At 60.2% G+C, this 16,464-nt stretch carries 15 protein-coding genes; 10 read left to right on the plus strand and 5 right to left on the minus strand.

The window, feature by feature from the left end:
• Positions 1 to 874: 874 nt before the first annotated feature.
• Positions 875 to 1,750 (plus strand): polyamine aminopropyltransferase, encoded by an 876-nt coding sequence (locus H8699_RS10295; protein WP_249285625.1) that lies wholly within the window; start codon positions 875 to 877, stop codon positions 1,748 to 1,750.
• A gap of 118 nt (positions 1,751 to 1,868) precedes the next feature.
• Here H8699_RS10295 and H8699_RS10300 read toward each other — a convergent pair whose 3' ends face one another.
• On the minus strand, positions 1,869 to 2,987 hold the full coding sequence (locus tag H8699_RS10300) for an aldo/keto reductase (protein WP_249285626.1): 1,119 nt from the start codon (positions 2,985 to 2,987) through the stop codon (positions 1,869 to 1,871).
• Between the two features lie 109 nt (positions 2,988 to 3,096).
• On the opposite strand from H8699_RS10300, the gene H8699_RS10305 reads away from it, so the two are divergent.
• Entirely contained in the window at positions 3,097 to 3,507 is a 411-nt protein-coding gene (locus H8699_RS10305) for a MerR family transcriptional regulator (RefSeq protein ID WP_249285627.1), read from the plus strand.
• Positions 3,508 to 3,579: 72 nt separating this feature from the next.
• On the plus strand, positions 3,580 to 3,960 hold the full coding sequence (locus H8699_RS10310; RefSeq protein WP_249285628.1) for a MerR family transcriptional regulator: 381 nt from the start codon (positions 3,580 to 3,582) through the stop codon (positions 3,958 to 3,960).
• Positions 3,961 to 4,328: 368 nt separating this feature from the next.
• On the opposite strand, the gene H8699_RS12480 is transcribed toward H8699_RS10310, so the two are convergent.
• Positions 4,329 to 4,457 (minus strand): hypothetical protein, encoded by a 129-nt coding sequence (locus H8699_RS12480; protein ID WP_283244214.1) that lies wholly within the window; start codon positions 4,455 to 4,457, stop codon positions 4,329 to 4,331.
• A gap of 56 nt (positions 4,458 to 4,513) precedes the next feature.
• On the opposite strand from H8699_RS12480, the gene H8699_RS10315 reads away from it, so the two are divergent.
• Complete coding sequence (locus H8699_RS10315; protein WP_249285629.1) at positions 4,514 to 5,701, plus strand: aldo/keto reductase; 1,188 nt, start codon at positions 4,514 to 4,516, stop codon at positions 5,699 to 5,701.
• Between the two features lie 88 nt (positions 5,702 to 5,789).
• Here the strand turns inward: H8699_RS10315 and H8699_RS10320 are convergent, their stop codons facing one another.
• The gene (locus tag H8699_RS10320; RefSeq protein ID WP_249285630.1) at positions 5,790 to 7,670 is read right to left on the minus strand and encodes a zinc ribbon domain-containing protein; all 1,881 of its coding nucleotides are present in this window, start codon (positions 7,668 to 7,670) and stop codon (positions 5,790 to 5,792) included.
• A 342-nt stretch (positions 7,671 to 8,012) separates the two neighbouring features.
• On the opposite strand from H8699_RS10320, the gene H8699_RS10325 reads away from it, so the two are divergent.
• Entirely contained in the window at positions 8,013 to 8,699 is a 687-nt protein-coding gene (locus H8699_RS10325) for a lipase family protein (protein WP_249285631.1), read from the plus strand.
• Between the two features lie 12 nt (positions 8,700 to 8,711).
• Here H8699_RS10325 and H8699_RS10330 read toward each other — a convergent pair whose 3' ends face one another.
• The gene (locus H8699_RS10330) at positions 8,712 to 9,512 is read right to left on the minus strand and encodes a MerR family transcriptional regulator (RefSeq protein WP_249285632.1); all 801 of its coding nucleotides are present in this window, start codon (positions 9,510 to 9,512) and stop codon (positions 8,712 to 8,714) included.
• 115 nt (positions 9,513 to 9,627) lie between these two features.
• Here H8699_RS10330 and H8699_RS10335 point away from each other — a divergent pair, with 115 nt between their 5' ends.
• Entirely contained in the window at positions 9,628 to 10,275 is a 648-nt protein-coding gene (locus H8699_RS10335) for a DUF4097 family beta strand repeat-containing protein (RefSeq protein ID WP_249285633.1), read from the plus strand.
• Positions 10,276 to 10,334: 59 nt separating this feature from the next.
• Here the strand turns inward: H8699_RS10335 and H8699_RS10340 are convergent, their stop codons facing one another.
• Positions 10,335 to 10,775 (minus strand): GNAT family N-acetyltransferase, encoded by a 441-nt coding sequence (locus tag H8699_RS10340; protein ID WP_249285634.1) that lies wholly within the window; start codon positions 10,773 to 10,775, stop codon positions 10,335 to 10,337.
• Between the two features lie 562 nt (positions 10,776 to 11,337).
• On the opposite strand from H8699_RS10340, the gene H8699_RS10345 reads away from it, so the two are divergent.
• The 4 genes from H8699_RS10345 to H8699_RS10360 all read left to right on the plus strand — a co-directional run bounded on the left by H8699_RS10345 (position 11,338) and on the right by H8699_RS10360 (position 16,079).
• The gene (locus H8699_RS10345) at positions 11,338 to 12,633 is read left to right on the plus strand and encodes an alkaline phosphatase family protein (protein WP_249285635.1); all 1,296 of its coding nucleotides are present in this window, start codon (positions 11,338 to 11,340) and stop codon (positions 12,631 to 12,633) included.
• Between the two features lie 404 nt (positions 12,634 to 13,037).
• Positions 13,038 to 14,285 carry an MFS transporter gene (locus H8699_RS10350; RefSeq protein WP_249285636.1) on the plus strand — a complete coding sequence of 416 codons (1,248 nt, stop codon included), beginning with the start codon at positions 13,038 to 13,040 and terminating at the stop codon, positions 14,283 to 14,285.
• Between the two features lie 271 nt (positions 14,286 to 14,556).
• Positions 14,557 to 15,408, plus strand: a complete 852-nt coding sequence (locus H8699_RS10355; protein ID WP_249285637.1) for a PdaC/SigV domain-containing protein — start codon at positions 14,557 to 14,559, stop codon at positions 15,406 to 15,408.
• A 2-nt stretch (positions 15,409 to 15,410) separates the two neighbouring features.
• On the plus strand, positions 15,411 to 16,079 hold the full coding sequence (locus H8699_RS10360) for a peptidoglycan recognition protein family protein (protein WP_249285638.1): 669 nt from the start codon (positions 15,411 to 15,413) through the stop codon (positions 16,077 to 16,079).
• The last annotated feature ends 385 nt before the right edge of the window (positions 16,080 to 16,464 follow it).

Raw genomic sequence — 16,464 nt, forward strand, 5'->3', positions numbered from 1 at the left:
TGGCACCCCGTCGGCACCGCCTGCACCGCGCCGCATGGGGGCCGAGCGCCCCGCGGGACAATGGGCCTTGCCAGCCGCGCCCCTTGCCTCCCTCTGATGAGGGAGGCAAGGGGGGGGTAAATCGAAGGGCATAGCGTAAGCGAAATGGTTGGAGAATTAATTGGTTCATTAGCATCGGAGGGTTTAAAAAACCTCCGTCCCCACCACTTCAGTGGCCGTTTCAAGGGGTTAAGGGATCGTTAAGGGAAATCTATAGCGCCCGCCGCCTGTGGCGGGAAAAGGGCGCGATGATTTCTGTGAGCGTCAGCTTTCTGCAAGGCTTGCCGCTGCAGAAAGCCCCAGCGAACAGAGGGGCTTTAGCCTTAGGGGGAAATCGGAATCCCCCTTCCCCCTTAACCTAGTGGAATCGTTCCCTAACTTTTCTCCCTGTTTCGCATTAAGCCTTGGTTTTCTACTGAACAAGAACCTATAAGTTTATGCGCAGGCAGCAGGCTACCCTTGTCATTCCGAGCGTAAGCGAGGAATCTCTTGATAACTGCTTGGCTTGCCCGCACCTGCACACGCCCAACTCAAGCGCCGCTACCCTGCCAACGCGCCAGATTCTTCGCTCGGCCTTGCGGCCTCTCTCTGAATGACAGGTCCATCGCCCTTTTAGCCGCTCCCAGTTTCCTATGTCTCTTGAATCTCTTACCAGCTATGAGCGTTATTCTCGCCCCAAGCCATCCTCCCTCTGAATGACAACGAAGCGCGTGTTAAAGCATGCTTTTCCGCACCCCCTTGCAAAATTCGCGCTGGCTGTTAAAATAGAGGGACGGGCCGTATGCGGCGCCGCGTTTGACTTTACCGGGCCCGGTATTGGGCAAAGGAGCGACATATGATACCCCAATCGATCCAAAACGACAACGCGCTGATCCTGGAGCGTCTTAGCCTGTTTTTAAACGGCGACCCCGCCGCCATCCGCGGGGAGATGGTAGCCGAGCTGGCCTCCGCCTGCGGGGTGGAGCTGGAGGAGGGCTACCGGCTGCTGCTGGCCTCCATGCTGGGGCTGGATATGGGGCACAACCCGGCCCACCGGGCGCTGTACCACCGCTACTTCCCCCACATGGTCCACCTTTTAGACCCGGCGGATTTTAAGGGCGACGCGTACCTGCAAAACATCCGCTTTCCCCAGGCCGCCCGGGGCGATTGGGCCTTTACCACCCAAAACTATCGGCCCTATGAGGCCTTTGTCTGTGACGACTTTGCCCCCCTGCCCGATGGGCGGGTGATCCCGCAGATCGGCTACTTTGCCCAAGGCTTTAGTTACCCCGCGGTGCTTCAGGCCGGGCGGGAATGGATGACCGTCACCCCCAACGAGATCGCCACCATGCGCGCCCCCCTGGCGGCGGCCGCCGGCCGGGTGCTGACCTATGGGCTGGGCCTGGGGTACTTTGCCTACCACGCAGCGCAGCGCCCGCAGGTCGCCTCCCTCACCGTGGTGGAGCGGGATGCGGACGCGATCGCCCTTTTTGAGGAATACCTGCTGCCCCAGTTCCCCTGCAGGGACAAAGTCACCCTGATTCAGGCGGATGCCTTTGACTTTGCCGCCAGCCGCATGGCCGCCGGCCGGTACGACCTGGTGTTTTGCGACCTGTGGCACGACCCCTCCGACGGCGTGGCGCTCTATAAGCGGATGAAGGGCTTTGAGCGGCTCTCCCCCCGCAGCCAGTTCTTTTACTGGATCGAGCAGACCCTGCGCTATTATATCTAAACGGGGCCTGCCCCTTCCACAGGGCGGCAAGGGACGTGTCCGCCTTTTGCGTGACCCCGCTATAAAGAAACGCCCCCGGCATCCTTGGCCGGGGGCGTTCGCTATTTCGGTTTACCTCTTATTCAAAGTTCTCCACGGCGGTGCGCAGCGCCTCGATGATCTCGATGTGCTGCGGGCAGACCGATTCGCACTGGCCGCAGGCGATGCAGGCGCTGGCCTTGTTGCCCTCCCGGGTCTCAAAGCCGTAGTTGCCCTTGGCCGATTCCAGGTTGCCGTACACGCTCAAGGAGTTGGCCGCCTTAAAGACACCGGGGATGTTGATCTCCATGGGGCAGCCCTTGACACAGTAGCGGCAGTTGGTGCAGGGGATGGCGGGGATGGCCTCCAGGGTCTTTCTCGCCTGCTCCACCACCTTAGCGTCCGCCCCGTCTAAAGGCTTAAAGCCCGCAAAGGTGCGCAGGTTGTCGTCCATCTGGCTAAGGCCGCTCATGCCGCTGAGCACCGTGATCAACCCGGGCAGCGAGGCGGCAAAGCGCAGCGCCCAGGAGGCGCAGCTGGCCTTGGGGTCCGCGGCCTTTAATACCTTTTGCACCGGCTCGGGCGGCTGGGCCAAAAGCCCGCCTTTGACCGGCTCCATAATGATCACAGGCTTATCGTATTTACGCGCCACCTCATAGCAGGCGCGGGACTGGATGGCGTCGCTCTCCCAGTCGGCGTAGTTGATCTGCAGCTGCACAAATTCCATCTCCGGGTGGGCCTGCAAAATCTCCTCGAGCACCTCCGCCTTATCGTGGAAGGAGAAGCCCACGTGTTTGAGCACGCCCTTGGCCTTTTGCTCCTGCACATAATCCCAGATGCCGTACTCGTCAAAAAACCGCGTGCGGCCCGCGCCCAGGTTGTGCAGCAGGTAAAAATCAAAGTACCCGGCCCCGGTGCGCTTAAGCGAGGTGGTCAGCATATCCTTGGCCTCCTGCGCGTTCTTCGCGTCCGCCCAAGCGGGCAGCTTGGTGGCCAGCTGGTAGCTCTCCCGGGGATAGCGCTTGACCAGCGCCTCGCCGATGGCCAGCTCGCTCTTGCCCCCGATGTAACCAAAGGCCGTATCAAAATAGGTAAAGCCGGCGTTCAAAAACCGGTCCACCATCTCCTTGGTCTGCCCGATATCCACATCCTCCCCCAGCATCGGCAGCCGCATCAGGCCAAAGCCCAGCTTGGGGATCTGCTCTCCTAAGTAACCCATCTTCCATACCTCCCATTGTACTTTACAGGGGCCGCGCCCCCGTGCTAGACTTATTGTACAACCTTCGAGTTACTCGAAGTCAAGGCTTTTTATACCGGGAGGCAAAAATATGTATACCATCAAACAGGCCGCCGCCCTTGTGGGGATGAGCGAGCACACCCTGCGCTTTTATACCGACAAGGGGCTGGTCCCCGCCGTCACGCGGGATGCGCATAACAACCGCGTCTTTAGCGATGAGGCGCTTAACTTTCTTACCGTCATCAAGTGTTTAAAGGGCTGCGGCATGTCCATTGAGGCCATTAAAAAGTACGTGGACCTGTGTTTGCAGGGCGAGGATACCGTACAGGAGCGCTATAAGATCATCCTGGCCCAGAAAAAGGTGGCCCAGGCGCAGCTGCAAGAGGCGCAAAAGCGCATCGAATACCTCCAGCACAAGGCGGATAACTACGCCGCCATCCTGGCCCACCACACCCCGGATACCATGAACCCCGCCTCCTGGCCCGGCCGCTCGGTAGGGTAAAAAAATCCCCTGCCGGGGGTTGACTTGGAGTGCGCTCCAGGGTCTACAATAGGGCAAAAGGAGGGATGGATCATGACCATCGCTGAAGTCAGCCGCGAGCTGGACCTTTCCGCCGATACCCTGCGCTATTATGAGCGCATCGGCCTGATCCCCCCGGTCAACCGCCGGGGCAGCGGCGTGCGCGATTATACCGAGGAGGATTTCCGCTGGGCGGAGTTTGCCAAGTGCATGCGGGGCGCCGGGCTCTCTATCGAATCGCTGATCGAATACGTGGCCCTGGTGCAGCAGGGCGAGGGCACCGAGCAGGCCCGCAAGGATATCCTCATCGAGGAGCGGGACGCGCTGCTGGCCCGCATGGCTGAGATGCAAAAGACGCTGGAGCGGCTTAATTACAAGATCGCCCGATACGAGAGCATCATGCTGGAGGCGGAAAAAGGCCTCCAGGGCGAATAATTCCGCACGGGCCTCTCACTTTGGCCCGCGATGTCCTTTGCGCTTCTTGCAAGCGGGCCTGTCATTCCGAGCGCAGCGAGGAATCTCACGCTTTGCCCGCTTAGCCGATCTTGCCCGCTGCAAGTTTACCGCCTTCGCTCCGGCCCGGCAGGGCTAGCGCCCTTCATTCCGCTTTTGGCTTTTTAGCTGGCCCGGCCCTTGCTCCCGCCAGCGGCCTTTCCTCATTATCATTGCAGCGCGGGGCTGTCGCCCTCCATACCGCTTTTTGCTTTTTAGCTGGCCCAGCCCCTGCTCCCGCCTGGCCCTTGCGCTTCTTGCAAGCGGGCCTGTCATTCCGAGCGCAGCGAGGAATCTCACGCTTTGCCCGCTTAGCCGAACTTGCCCGCTGCACGTTTGCCGCCCTCGCCCCGGCCCGGCAGGGGCTTTACCGTCTTTTCTGCCGTCCGGGCGCGTTTGAGCACTTCATCCCCTCTGCGTATCTCTGCGTGCTCTTTCATTCAACCATAGTAAGCCCGCATGCTCCGGGCGTCCTACTATAAAGGAGGTCTATTCTATGATCTATCGCGAACTTTGCGGCGAAAAGGTCTCGCTGCTGGGCATGGGCAACATGCGCCTGCCCACCGCCGGCCAGGGCGAACATATCGATGTCGATAAGGCCCAGGCCATAATCGACCGGGCCTATGCCGCCGGAGTCAACTACTTTGATACCGCCTTTCGCTACCACGGGGGCGAGTCTGAGACCTTTATCGGCCAGGCGCTGGCCAAATACCCCCGGGATAGCTGGCTGCTGGCCAGCAAGCTGCCCGGGCACATGATGCAGCGGGGCGCCGATGGCCTGCTGCACTTTAACGCCGGCCTGGCCGGGCAGGCGCCGGTCCGCTCCGTGGCCGAAGTGTTCGAGCGGCAGCTGGAAAAGTGCGGGGTGGATCACTTCGATTTTTACCTGCTGCACAACGTGTGCGAAAGCTCTTACGATTTTTATATGGACGAGCAGATCGGCGTGGTGCCCTACCTGCTGGAGCAGCAGAAAAAGGGCCGCATCCGCCACCTTGGCTTTTCCACCCACGGCCAGGCCGAAGTGATCGATCAGTTCCTCTCCGCCTGGGAAGGGGTCTTTGGCTTTGTGCAGCTGCAGCTCAATTATCTGGACTGGCGCTTGCAGGGGGCGGATAAAAAGGTGGCCGCCGTCGCCCGGCATGGGGCTAAAGTGGTGGTGATGGAGCCCTGCCGCGGCGGCCGGCTGGCGGATATCAACCCCCGGTGCAACGCGCTGTTAAAGCAGGCCCGTCCGCAGGCCTCCATCGCCTCCTGGGCGTTTGACTTCGTCAAGTCCATGCCGGAGGTGGCGGTGGTGCTCAGCGGCATGTCCACCTTGGAGCAGCTGGAGGATAACCTGGCCACCTTTGCAGACGATACGCCCCTGACGCCGGCCCAGCATCGCCTGCTTTTGGAGGATGTGGTGGGCGACCTGATCGACCTGGTCCCCTGCACCGGCTGCCGCTACTGTACCGAGGGCTGCCCCCAGGGGCTGGATATCCCCAGGCTGATCGCCCTGCAAAACGAGATGTCCTACGAAAGTCACGATGCGGCCTACTTCATCCTGCGGGGCTTTAAGCCCCAGGCCCGGCCCGGCGCCTGCATCGGCTGCGGCGCCTGCGCCAAGATCTGCCCCCAGGGCATCGACGTGCCCGGCGTGCTGCGCGCCTTTGCCGCGCGCCTGGCGGCCGATGAGCGAGCCTGATTTCTTCTTTAAATAATAGTCAAAGGGACGGAAGATCACTCTTCCGTCCCTTTTTCTTGCTTTTCGGGCGTCTGCCCCCTAGTCCCTCTTATTCCCCAAAGCTCTTTAAGCCTTCGGATACCTCATAGGTGTACTTATCCCGGTTGGCCGAGATGATCGCCTTATACATTTCCGCGCCATCCACATAGCCGTCGGTCCAGTACGAGCTGTCCCCGATCTTGGAATGGCCGGCAATGCCTTCGGTTTCCGTAACCATAAACTGGTCGCCGGGCAGGCTGACTACGCCTTCGTACTCCACGGGGAAGTACACCGTCGTGGCCCCAAACTTGCCCTCCGCGTTGGATACCGTGCCGGAGTAAACGATGATGTACTTGTTGTTCTTCTCAAAGTCCGTGCCCTGGTTCTTGGCCACCAGCAGGTATTCCCCCGCCACCGCCAGGTCGCTGACCGTGGTCTTGTCATTATAATCCGAGGCGATGTAGCTGTTGATCCGCTCCAGCGCGTCCGCCTGCAGGGTCTGCCTATAGGCGTCGGTAATGTCCGAAAGTTTGGTGATGGCCTTATTCTGGGCGTAGAGCTCAAACCCATCGCCACATTCGGCGGTGTAATCCTCCTTGTTCTCCTCTACGATATCCAGGTAGCAGACAAAGGGGTTGATATAACCCTTGGTGCTGTAAGAGCTGCCGTCCAGGCGCGAGTTGCCCAGGATGCCCTTGTTCTCCTCATAGTTCAGCGCGCCGCCGTGCTTCAAAATATTGTTAAAGCGCACCGGGAAGTACACCGTAGAGGTGCTGAACTTGCCCTCCGAATTGGATACCGTGCCGCTGTAGATCAGGTACAGGTTGTTGTAGCTGCTCACATATCCGCTGCCGTCTTTGACCGCGTTTAGGATATAGCCCGAATAGGTCAGATCCGACAGGGCGGAGCCGCCGTTGTACGTGCTTGCCGTATAGGCGTAAATGGTATCCTCCGCCTCCGCTTTCACCTTGGTCAGGAAGTCCTCCGTCAAATCGGCATACGCCGCCACATACTCGTCCAGATCGCTGACGGTGAACTGCGCCTCTTTTTGGGTAAAGGCGTAGCCCGCCTGCAGCGTGTCCTCATCCTCCGCGTTGATGGAGATGGTCACCACATCCCCGTTGCGCAGGCCGTCCTTCTTATCGGCGGTAAAGCGGTACTTTTTCACCTCGGCGTTGCCGCCCTCATAGGCGTACTCCACCTTGCCGTTGGGCGCCACGCCCGTAAAGGTGACCTTCAGCCCATCAAAGGGGTCGATCTCGGTCACCGGCTGCAAGCCCTCCACGGCCAGGGTGACCGTTTCGCCCGTAAACTGGATCTTGGACTGGCCGGCGATCTCGTTATCATAGGTGATGGACGCGGTGATCGTATCCCCGTTGGACAGGTGCTCCCGCTCCGAGGTGATCTCCACATCGATGCTGTCCACCGCCTCTTCCAAAAGCATGTATTCCTTGGCCGCGCTGCTCAGCCCGCTCAGGGACCAGAGGGATTCCAGATCCTCCACCTTCTTGCCCTTGGCCGCCAGAATATCCTCGTACAGCTTGCTCTCGTCGATGGAAACATAGGCCGTGGCGTATCCATCGTAACCGTCGTAATTCAGCTCGACATACTCCTCCAGGTTAAACTTTTTGGGCTGCATCATCAGCACGACCACGACGATGATCGCGATGATCACCACCAGCGCCGCAATCGCCCCGCCTACCAGCAGCTTGTTGCCCATAAATTTCTGGAAAGCCGTCTTGCCGCCCGCCGCCGGCTTTACCGGGGCCGCGCCCTGGGGCGCATCCTGGCCCTTTGCCTGGGACGCTGCCGCCGGCTGATCCGGCTGCTTTTCAGGGGCCTGCTGGGGCGCAGCGGCCTGCTTTGCCTGTGCCGCCTTATTTTCCTTGCCGCAATGTGGGCATTTGGCTGCGTCGTCCTCCATCTTTTTCCCGCAATGTGCGCAAAACATACCTCTTACTCCTCTCTTTGCCTGGTGCCGGGGCAAACGCCCCTGTCCATATTCAAGTACCTAATAGGACATCTTCCATTATTATCTAAAATGCGTCAAAAATCAACCCTGTATTCATATTTATTCACTTTTGTACTTTTCCGCGCGCCCGCAAAGCCTTGATAACTGGGCCTATTTTAAAACCGCCCATCCTTTCTTTAGCAAAAAACGTATTTTAATACAAAAAAGCGCATCCCCATTGCAACTCCTGCAACGGGGGCGCGTTTTCACCTTTGCACAGCGCATCCGCATATATTATTTTCATGGCAGAAATCGACCCGTTTACAAGGAGGTGCCAAAAACATGGACCGCCACGCCCTCACCCGGCAGCTGGAGACCGCGGCCCTGGCCTACGGCAATGTCCAGCCCGACCTTCCGCCCAGCCGCACCTACGCCATCTTTGCCCCCAACGACGTCCAGTGCTTTTTGCGCCGGGAGGGGGAGGTGTTGCAGATCGCCTTTCGCGGCAGCGATTCCCTGCGGGACGCCCTGACCGACCTGCAATTTTGGAAAAAGTGCATCCCCTATGGCAACGCCGCCTCCAAGATACGCGTACATACCGGCTTTATCAACGCCTATAAAGATGAAGCCGTGCGCCCCCGCATCCAGGCGCTGGTCGCCCCGGGCGTGCACCGGGTGCGCATCACCGGCCATTCGCTGGGCGCGGCGCTGGCCGTGCTGTGCGCGGTGGATCTGCAATACAATTTCCCGGACAGGGATTTCGAGGTGGCGCTTTTCGGCTGCCCCCGCGTGGGCAACGCCGCCTTTCGGGACAGCTACAACCGCCGGGTGTTCAAGACCCTGCGGGTGCAAAACGGCAACGACGCGGTCACTAAGATCCCCTTTGCCTTTATGGGGTACCGCCACGTGGGCGTTGGGCTGCACGTGGGGCCGCCCCGCATCCCCGGCCGGCTGAACGTGCGCCAGCACGCCCTGCAGGGCTATTACCACGGGCTGCTCCAGCCCGCGTTGCGCACGCCTACCCGCTAGCCCGCCCCGCGCCTACGCCTGCCCGTCCCCTGCCTGCATTAGCGGCACCTGCAGCTGGTAGTGCCACTGCAAGATGCCCGAGACCACCACCAGCGCGATGCTAAACGCCGGCGCGCGGCCGGTGCGCCCCCGCACCGCCTGCGTCAGCGCCTGCCGCCGGCTCTCCAGCTGATCCTGCGCGCAGTCCGCGCACAGGTAGCGCCCGCCGGGCAGCGCCGTAAGCCCTGCCGTATCGGGATAGCGGGCGCACACGGCAAACATGCGGCTGCGCCCCTGGCAGGTATATACCCCGGCCAGGTCCTCAAACGTATACGCCGCCCGCCGCTCCGGGGGCAGCTGCTGGTAAAAAGGGTGCAGGTAGTTCCACAGGTTGTCCAGCGCCGGGGTCTCCAGCTCCGGAGAGAGCAGGATCATCCGCCCGGGCAGCTCCCGGATAAACGGCTCCTGCGCCGGCGCGCCGGCCTTTTGCTTTTGCTCGTAATCCCGCCGCGCGGCCCTGATCTTCTCCTTGGCCTGGCGCAGGTTGGCGATCTTTTCATCGGCCACCCGCTCGGCATCCTTTAAAAAGGCGGTGATCTGCCCCAGGTCGTCATAGTCCAGCACCTGGCCGATCTCTTTTAGGGAAAGGTCCATGCAGCGCAGGGCCGCAATGGTGTTCAGGCGCACGATGTCCTGCTGGGAATAGTAGCGGTACCGCGTCCAATCGTCCCGCCGGGCCGGTTTGACCAGCCCGATGCGGTCATAATGCCGCAGGGTCTCCTCGGTCATCCCCGCCCTTTGGGCCGCCTGGCGGATGGTAAAAAAATTTTCCATACCGTCCCCCTTGACATTTGTGTTACACAAAGGTTTATCCTCAGTATTGTAGCACCCGCCCGGGCGCAGCACAAGGCCTGGGCCGCATAAACCCACGATAACAGGAGGTAAACCTATGAAAAAGATCATCGCCCTGGCTTGCTGCCTGCTTTTAGCCGCGGCATTGGCCCCCGGCTGCGCCGCGCAGACCTTTACGGCCCAGCACTATACCGCAGACCCCGCGCAGGTCAAGGCCCTGCGCATCGACGTGCGGGACCGGCAGATCGAAGTGGTCCCCGCGCAGGACGGGCAGATCACCCTCACCTACAGCACCAGCGAAAAAGAGGGCTACGAGATCGCCCAACAGGAGGGGGAGCTGGTGCTCTCCTCCCGCAGCGATAAGCAGTGGCAGGATTATATCGGCGCAAAGGCCCCGCTAGAGGACCGCACCATCCGCATCGCCCTGCCCCAGGAAGGGCTAGAGGGCCTGACCCTGTCCACCACCAATGCGGATATTTGCCTGCCCGCGCTGGCGGCCGGCAGCCTTACGCTTAGCAACAATAACGGCAATATTACCTTTGAAAAACTGCAGGTCGGCCAGTCCCTGGCGCTGGAGGTGCGGGACGGGGATATCTCCGGTACGCTGGCGGGCGGCTTTGATGATTTTGCCATCGCCACCCAGGTCAAAAAGGGCGAATGTAACCTGCCCGAGGAAAAAGAAGGGGGCGACAAGTCCCTCTTAGCCAGCGCCAATAACGGCGATATAACGATCGACTTTGACTAACGCCTTAGCAAATAATAAAAGCGGCGTGGCAGGGTTGCCACGCCGCTCTTTGCGCTCCATTAAAGGTCCAGGATCATCTGCTCATAGGGCAGGGGCTCAAAGCCCAGGCGCGCGTACAGCCGCGCGGCGCCCTCATTGCTGTGGCATACCTCCAGGCGGTAGCGCTTGGCCGCGCTATCGTAGGTCTCCCGCAGCCAGGCGAAAAACGCCCGCCCCAGCCCACAGGAGCGGTACTCTTCCTTGACGAACACCTCGTCCACCCATACGCAAAGCCCTCCCACTTCATTCGAATAAGTCAGGGCCAAAAGCGCGTACCCGGCGATATGCCCCTGGTGCTCCAGCATCATCAGCCGGCAGTAAGGGTCCCCCGCCAGGCAGCGCCGGAAGGTCTCCTTAAAATTCCCCTCGGGGACGGGGTGCAGCGCCGCGCCGCCGGCATAAAACGCTCGGCTCATGGCCAGGTATTCCCCCAGGTCCTCCCCTCGAATGTCTCGGATCACGATAAAACCTCCCTTTTCGATCCGCCGCCCGCGCCTTGCCGGGCGGCTTTTCCCCCATTATAGCGGCCCTCCATTTAAAAGGCAAGCCGCGCCCTGCCTGGGGGCCGGGCGGCCAGTTTAAATTTTTTTCTATTCGGGGTTGACACAAACCTGCGGTTATGGTATATTCAATTTGCAAGAGTTAGTTATAACTAACCAATAAGAAATTTTGAAAGGTGGATCGTGATGTTCGAGTGGATAATGCCCCTGTTGGCGCTGATTCTGTTCGCCTGTTCTCTGGCGGCCCGGCGTCATATCCGCAAACACAAGGCCGCCTGTTGCGGCAAATAACATTGCCAGATAGCGTAGTAGGATCTCCTAACATACACCCCACAACCCCCAGGAATGGGAACCTCCAAGCGGAAGCGGCGGGCCAAACGGCCCGCCTTTTCCCGTTTTAGCCCTTCCCCTGCAGCCCCGCGGCAAAATGCGCGCGTCTTTTCGCTAAAGCGCGGCCCTTTTGTGGTATAATGGATAAAAATACCGCGCGGGCCTGCCTGCGCTTTGAATGAAGGGGTTTTTTATGAACAAACATCTCATCGTCATGAGTGTGGACGCCATGGTCTTTGAGGATCTTGAGACCCTGCGCACCCTGCCCAACTTTAAGCGGCTGATCGAGGGCGGCTCCCGGGTGGACAAGGTGCGCACCATCTACCCCACCCTCACCCATCCCATCCACGTGGCCATCATGACCGGGTGCTACGCCGGCAAGACCGGCATCCCCAATAACGACCGTTTTATCCCCGGGGATCTGAACAGCCCCTGGTACAACCGCTTAGACGAGGTGCAGGTGCCCACCCTGTTCCACGCCGCCAAGGCCGCGGGGCTGACCACCGCCGCCTGCCGCTGGCCGGTGACTGCCTGCGGGGAGGACGTGATCGACTACATCGTCCCCGAGGTGATGGACCTGGACCTGGACGAAAACGATTTGGAGGGCACCTACCGCAAATTGGGCAGCGGGCCCATTATGGAGGAGATCGTAAAGCCCAACCTGTGGCGCTTAAAGGGCAATGCCCACCCCCAGTCCGAGAATTTTTCCATCGCCTGCGCGGCGGACATCATCCGCCGCTACAAGCCCAATTTGCTGATGACCCACCCCTGCATGGTGGATTCCACCCGCCACGCCACCGGCCTGTTTAACGGGCATGTGACCCAGGCCCTGGCCCTGACCGATGGCTGGCTGGGCCAGCTGATGGACGCGGTGCGGGCCGCCGGCATTGAGGACAGCACAGATTTTGTGGTGCTCAGCGACCATGGGCATCTGGAGATCACCCGCGCCGTTTGCCCCAACGTCTTTTTAGCGGACCAGGGATTGATCCGCACCGACGCGGCGGGCAACCTGACGGATTGGGACGCCTACATCAAATCCTGCGCGCTCTCGGCCCAGGTCTATTTGAAAGACCCGTCAGACGCCGCCCTATACGATCGGGTCTACGCCCTGCTGGAGCGCATGGCCGATGAGGGCATCTACGGCTTTAGCCAGGTGTTGACCGCCCAGCAGGCCGATGCGCGCTACCACCTATCCGGGGACTTCTCCTTTGTGCTGGAGACCGACGGCTTTACCTCCTTCAGCGATGATTGGCGCCGCCCGGCCGTGCGCCCCTTGGATACCTCGGATTACCGCTATGGCCACTCCACCCACGGCCATATGCCCGAGAAAGGCCCCCAGCCGCCGCTGCTGTGCATGGGCCCCTCCTTCCGCCAGGGCGTGGTGCTGGAGACCGTGCCCATCGTGGACGAGGGCGCTACCTTTGCCAAGGTGCTGGGCCTAACGCTGCCCCAGGCGGACGGCAAGCCCATCGACGCGCTGCTGAAATAGCACTTTTCTGCGTTCAACCACGCATACAGTCCGGCCCTTATCCCCTATATTTTGGGGGATAAGGGCCTTTTCCATGTTTAAAATAGCACTTTTCTGCGCTTTATAGTCCTCCGCCCCGCGCCCGACCGCCCTGGAAATTCTGCATTCTAACACGCGGTTCTTTTTTGTTCTGCCCTGCCGCAGCAGCGCTTGCTATCAGGCTGCCGGCTCGTTCTCTTTATATCTCCCCTTAAAAGTTGACAGAATTTTTACACTTTGCTATGATAAAGCACGGATGCTTTTTATGGCTTGTTTATAAACAGGAGTTATTTTAGGCGCCGCGCCGCGACTTTCCGGTCCCGGGCGACAGGACGATTGCGCGGCGGGCTTGGCCTGCCCGCGAATGGGTGGGGGAAATTTGCACCATGGATGACACCAAGCGTAGACTGACCCGGCAATTCATCATTTTTCAACTGATCGCCTTCGGCTCCTTCGCGCCGATGAACTACTACAACGTATTTTTAAAGGAGATCGGCTTTTCCAGCCAGCAGATCGGCCTGTGGGCCTCCATCGGCGGGGTGATCGCCATGGTCACCCTGCCCATCTGGGGCATTATTTCCGATAAGATCCGTTCGCCCAAAAAGACCTATCTGATCAGCATGGTGGTCTATGCGGCCATCTTCGCGCTGATGCCCACCGCAGGGCGGATGCTGGCCCTTTCCAGCCTGCCGCTGTACGCGCTGATCGTGCTGTACTATCTGGTCAAGCAGCCCACCCACTCCCTCCAGGACGCCTGGTTTGTCTCCACGCTGAGCGCCCGCGGGGTCAACTACTCGGTCACCCGGCTGTGGGGCTCCGCAGGCTTTGCGGTGGTCTCGCTGGGCATCGGCATGGTGGTGGATTTTACCGGGATCGATGCGGTGTTCTACCTGGCGCCGCTGCTGATCCTTCCGCTGACGATCCTGTGCCTGCGCTTTCGGGAGGAGGATTACAACACCCCGGAATACCGCGCCTTAGAGCAGGCCGAGCGGGAAAAACAAAAGGCGCAGACCGTCAAACTGCAGCCTTGGAAGCTATTTAAAAATTACTATTTCGTCACCGCTTTTATCATGACCATCGTGCTGTCCATCTACACGGCCATTACCGGCAGCTTCTACGCCTATATTCTGGAGCACGCCGGGGTCTCGGCGGAAAAGTACGGGCTGATCAGCGGCTACGGCGCCTTTGTGCAGGTGGCCTGCATGCTGTTTGTCAACCGTTACTGCCGCCGGGCCAGCCTGCCCAAGCTGCTGATCGCCGCCGGCATCTTCGCCGTGGCGGAAAACGTGTTGTACGCGGTGGCCTCCAACCTGTTTATGATGTTTATCGCCGGCACGGTATGGGGCATCTCCATGGGCATCAACGTCACAGCCCTGCCCACCTACATCTACAGCCTGGTGCCCCGGGAATACGCCGCCACCGCCCAGACCTTTAACGGTACGGTGATCATGGTGCTGGCCATCGTGGGCAACCTGGCCGGTGGATACCTGATCGCCAGCATCGGCATCGTACAATACAACTTCGGCGTGGCTGCGTTACAGGCCGTGCTCACCCTCTTGTTCGCGCTGAGCATCCCCTTTGGGCGCAAGGTGCTCAAGATCCCCGCGCCGGACAGCGTGGTCAACGCCCAGTAGCTTACCATTTGTCAAAAAGCCCCGGCTTTCCGTCTGGGGCTTTTGCTTTCCCGGATAACGGCCATTTCAGGGACTTATCCCCCACTTTGGTTGGGTTTCTGGCAAAAAATGGCGCTGCGCGTCCCATATTTTTACGAAAAGCGCGCAAAGTTTTACCGTCTGGTAATAAAATGTAACAACTTTGTTACGTATACGTTTTATAATCAGGTTAATCCCACGATGGGATAGTATCGTAAAAGCCCGCCCAAGCGCGGCGGCAGAGGAAATGAACATGAAAAAATATAGCAGCAAAATTTTTTGCCTATTCCTATTGTGTGCGCTGGCCGCCGTAGCCTGCACATCGGTGGATGGCGGGGTCCGTTCCTCTCCCTTGCCTACCGGCGGTGTACCGGCCACGGCTACGCCGGCAGAACCTGAGGCGGCCCCGTCGCCCTGCGCCAGTCCCTCTCCTCAAAACACCCCGGCGATCACCCCGCCGGCCACGGCCACGCCCGCCGCAAGCCCGCAGGCCGCCCAAACCAACGGCCAGGACATGGCGCCGGCATACAGCGTGTCCACCCGCTCTGTCAAGCGGGACGGTATCTCCGTAACCTATCCCCAGGTCGAGGGATTGGCAAACGCCGCGGCGCAGCAGGCCATTAATGATACGATCGATAAAACGGTGCAGCAGGCCATCGCCGATATGGGCAAGGAGGATACCTATTCCCTGAACTTTGAGGTGATGACCCAGGACGAACAGATCCTCAGCCTGGTGATGAAGGGCGGGTTGTATTATCAGGGTTCGGCCCACCCCACCTCCTTTGCCTATACCTATAACTTTGACCTGGCCACCGGCCAGAGCCGCAGCCTGATGGCGGGGCGGGACCCGGCCTACATCGCCCAGGCCGTGCAGGCCGGGAAGATCACCATCCTGAATGGGGATGACGAAATGAAGGGCTATGTGGTGGAATACCTCACGCAGGTGCTGGACCCCGAGATTCTGGGCGCCGCCATGGCCCAGGCCGATAACGGCTCGGCCGACGGGGTGATGACCTTTGAAAAGGACGGGCAGCTCTGCCTGGTGCTGCCGGTCACCCACGCCCTGGGAGATTACTGCCTGGCGCGGGTCGATGGGGTGCAGTAGCGATGGGCCGGTATAGTTTTAAAAACCCCAAAGCGCGCCGCAGCTTTATCCTGGGCATACTGGCGCTGGTCCTGATCGCAGGCTTAGCCATGGGCGCCGTGCTGCTGCCCCGGGCCTGCGGCTCCTCCAAGGCTACCTCCCCCTCCGGGCAGGGCACCGGGGATGTGGGCGAGCAGGCGTACGGCGTGGCCATCCACACTGCGCTGGTGAAAAAGGGGCTGCCCGGCCGGCCGGGCAAAGCGCGCCAGGTCAAGTACATCGTCATCCACGAAACGGCCAATACCGCCGCCGGGGCGGACGCCAAAAGCCACGCGGATTTTTTGTGCTCCGGCGGGGAGGGGACTACCTCCTGGCATTACACCGTGGATCAGGATGAGATCTACCACCACATCCCGGATGACGAGGTCGCCTACCATGCCAGCACGGCGGAGGGCAACCAGTACGGCATCGGCGTGGAGCTGTGCGTCAATAGCGACGGCAACTTTGAAAAGACCTTTGATAACGCCGCCAAACTTACCGCCAAACTGCTGCGCGCCCACGGGCTGGAGATCTCCGCCGTGCGCCAGCACGCGGATTTTACCGATAAAAACTGCCCCATGACCATCCGGGACGCCGGCCGCTGGCAGGAGTTTTTAACCCGGGTCCAGTCCTATCTGGATCAGGCGGAGTAAGGTCCGCGGGCATTTTATCCCATGGCGTTTACAGCGCCCGGCCCAGCCGGGCGCTTTTTTCCGCCCTTAGGCCGCAGCCGCTTTTCTCCGCCGCTCTGCAGCCGCGGCAAGCCATCGCACGCAACCGTCCTTTTTCATTGCGGCGCAGCCAGCGCGATGTTGGCGGGAACACAAAATCCCTGGCCCGTGCGTCCGCGGACGCCTTACCATTTATTTCTAACCCTCATGCTTTCATCACTTGTGCCGCAGCGCGGGGGAACGGTATAATATTTCCATACTTTTATTTCCATACTTTTGCGCGAGAAGAGCGATTTTAAATCCCGTCATTCCGAGTTACAGGCGCGGAATCTCAGGGTGTTCTCCTGGTTTCGCCTGCACCGCGCAG

Source organism: Luoshenia tenuis, assembly GCF_014384745.1.
Taxonomy (GTDB): domain Bacteria; phylum Bacillota; class Clostridia; order Christensenellales.

Bases quoted from the DNA above. Each gene is read 5' to 3' on its own strand.
- H8699_RS10295 (WP_249285625.1), top strand. From the start codon at position 875: ATGATACCCCAATCGATCCAAAACGACAACGCGCTGATCCTGGAGCGT.
- H8699_RS10300 (WP_249285626.1), bottom strand. From the start codon at position 2,987: ATGGGTTACTTAGGAGAGCAGATCCCCAAGCTGGGCTTTGGCCTGATG.
- H8699_RS10305 (WP_249285627.1), top strand. From the start codon at position 3,097: ATGTATACCATCAAACAGGCCGCCGCCCTTGTGGGGATGAGCGAGCAC.
- H8699_RS10310 (WP_249285628.1), top strand. From the start codon at position 3,580: ATGACCATCGCTGAAGTCAGCCGCGAGCTGGACCTTTCCGCCGATACC.
- H8699_RS12480 (WP_283244214.1), bottom strand. From the start codon at position 4,457: ATGAAAGAGCACGCAGAGATACGCAGAGGGGATGAAGTGCTCAAACGC.
- H8699_RS10315 (WP_249285629.1), top strand. From the start codon at position 4,514: ATGATCTATCGCGAACTTTGCGGCGAAAAGGTCTCGCTGCTGGGCATG.
- H8699_RS10320 (WP_249285630.1), bottom strand. From the start codon at position 7,670: ATGTTTTGCGCACATTGCGGGAAAAAGATGGAGGACGACGCAGCCAAA.
- H8699_RS10325 (WP_249285631.1), top strand. From the start codon at position 8,013: ATGGACCGCCACGCCCTCACCCGGCAGCTGGAGACCGCGGCCCTGGCC.
- H8699_RS10330 (WP_249285632.1), bottom strand. From the start codon at position 9,512: ATGGAAAATTTTTTTACCATCCGCCAGGCGGCCCAAAGGGCGGGGATG.
- H8699_RS10335 (WP_249285633.1), top strand. From the start codon at position 9,628: ATGAAAAAGATCATCGCCCTGGCTTGCTGCCTGCTTTTAGCCGCGGCA.
- H8699_RS10345 (WP_249285635.1), top strand. From the start codon at position 11,338: ATGAACAAACATCTCATCGTCATGAGTGTGGACGCCATGGTCTTTGAG.
- H8699_RS10350 (WP_249285636.1), top strand. From the start codon at position 13,038: ATGGATGACACCAAGCGTAGACTGACCCGGCAATTCATCATTTTTCAA.
- H8699_RS10355 (WP_249285637.1), top strand. From the start codon at position 14,557: ATGAAAAAATATAGCAGCAAAATTTTTTGCCTATTCCTATTGTGTGCG.
- H8699_RS10360 (WP_249285638.1), top strand. From the start codon at position 15,411: ATGGGCCGGTATAGTTTTAAAAACCCCAAAGCGCGCCGCAGCTTTATC.